The following is a 1,395-nucleotide window of genomic DNA, read 5'->3' on the forward strand; positions in this document are numbered from 1 at the left end:
CCGCGTCCTTCCCCTACCCAGCGCGCGCCCGATGCGATGCGCCAGGCAACCACGCGACCCTGCCGCAGCCGCGGCGCATGCCTCCCGTGTCCGCCTCCGCGCGGCCGCGCCGGCGGCGTGCGTGCGCCTGCGCCCGACGAGACCCGCACATGACCTCGCACGACGCTCACCTGCTGCTCCTCAGCCACGTCTGCCACCCGGCGGTGACCGATGGCTTCCTCCCCGCCGCGCAGCGCCTGGGCGTGCCGGTGCTGCTGCTGACCGACCACCGCCACGCGCACCTCGAGCACTTCCGCCGCCATCCGCCCGCCGCACCGGTGCAGGTGCTGGAGTGCGACGTGTTCAATCCGCTGGGCGTGCTCGACCTGCTCGGCGGCCTGCCGCAGCCGCCGCGCGCGGTGTTCAGCAACAGCGACCACCTGCAGACCAGCGCCGCCGTGGTCGCCGCCGCGCTCGGCGTGCCGGGCAAGGATTGGCAGGTCTGCTACGCGGCCAAGAACAAGGCGGCGATGCGCCAGCGGCTGCGCGCGCTCGGCCTGCCGGCGCCGTGGTTCTGCAGCCTGGCGCCGGGCGCGATGCCGCCGGCGCAGGCACCCTGGCCGCTGATCGCCAAGCCGCGCGAAGGCGTGGCCAGCCTGGACGTGCGCCACTGCGCCGACGCGGCGGCGCTGCAGGCCTACCTCGATGATTTCTGGCAGCGCCACCCGCAGCGCAGCGTGCTGCTGGAGAGCGTGCTGGAGGGTCCGCTGTTCACCCTGGAAACGCTCGGCGACGGGCGCACCCTGCAGCCGATCGGCGGCTTCGACGTGCAACTGTCGGCGCCACCGCATTTCGTCGAATGCGAGGCGCGCTGGCGCAGCGCCATCGACACCCCGGTGCTGCAGCAGGCACTGACGCAACTGCAGGCGTTCGGCATCGGCTTCGGCGTGTGCCACAGCGAGTTCATCCTCACCGCCGACGGCCCGGTGCTGGTGGAGATCAACTACCGCAGCATCGGCGACGGCCGCGAATTCCTGCTCGACCGCCTGTTCGGCGGACACTGGTTCGACAGTGTGCTCGGCCTGCACCTGGGCCGGCCGCTGCCGGCGCTGCAGGCGCGCCGCGCGCAGGCGCTGGTGCGCTACTACGTGGCCGAGCACGACGGCACGCTGGCCGTGGCCAGTGCCGACCACGCCAGCAGCGATGCGCACTGGGAAGCGCGCTACCGGCGCCTGCGGCAACCCGGCGACGCGATCCGCCTGAGCCATTCCAACAAGGATTACCTGGGCGCGCTGGACGTGCTCGCCGACACCGCGTCGGACCTGCAGCAGGCGCTGGCCCGCACCGAGGCGTCGCTGCACTGGCGCATCGACAGCAGCATCGGAGTGGCGGCATGAGCCAGGACGCCGACCGCCG

At 73.2% G+C, this 1,395-nt stretch carries 1 protein-coding gene; it reads left to right on the forward strand.

What is annotated here, in order from left to right:
- Window positions 1-149 precede the first annotated feature (149 nt).
- Window positions 150-1,376, forward strand: coding sequence for a carboxylate--amine ligase (locus D180_RS12120; protein ID WP_017913003.1), 1,227 nt, complete (start codon window positions 150-152; stop codon window positions 1,374-1,376).
- The last annotated feature ends 19 nt before the right edge of the window (window positions 1,377-1,395 follow it).

The organism is Xanthomonas sp. SHU 166, from assembly GCF_000364685.1.
Taxonomy (GTDB): domain Bacteria; phylum Pseudomonadota; class Gammaproteobacteria; order Xanthomonadales; family Xanthomonadaceae; genus Xanthomonas_A; species Xanthomonas_A sontii.